This is a genomic window from Acinetobacter sp. B51(2017) (assembly GCF_003711395.1).
In the GTDB taxonomy this organism is placed as follows: Bacteria; Pseudomonadota; Gammaproteobacteria; order Pseudomonadales; family Moraxellaceae; genus Acinetobacter.
Window position 1 is genome coordinate 1 of sequence record NZ_PJRJ01000105.1, and the last position, 324, is coordinate 324.

General features: G+C 39.8%; 1 protein-coding gene. It reads right to left on the bottom strand.

Annotated features, from left to right (window positions below; all coding sequences use genetic code 11):
- Window positions 1-324, bottom strand: a 324-nt coding sequence (locus CYK47_RS15345; protein WP_164709244.1) for a transposase, incomplete at both ends; no start/stop codon positions are given.

A 324-nucleotide genomic window follows, 5' to 3' on the forward strand; every position in this document is an offset into this window, starting at 1 on the left:
TATTGTTGCTTCAATAAGCTAAAGATCGTCTCTATTTTATTGCGTTGTTTCAGCATAAGCTCATCCTCTAATGAGAGTTCTAATGGTCGCATGTTCTTGCGATGATACGTAATCAATTCAACACCTTGCGCTCCTAGCTTATCTTTTAAAATCTCACTGATGTAGCCACGATCTCCAAAGATCTTCCCCTTATAGCCTTGCGCTAACTTTGGCAGAATCTTGATATCTGAAGTATGGCCATTCGAAAGTTGGGTGTGAATAAATTGACCCTGAGCATCCACAAATACATGCAATTTGCATCCATAGAACCAACCCATTGAGCTT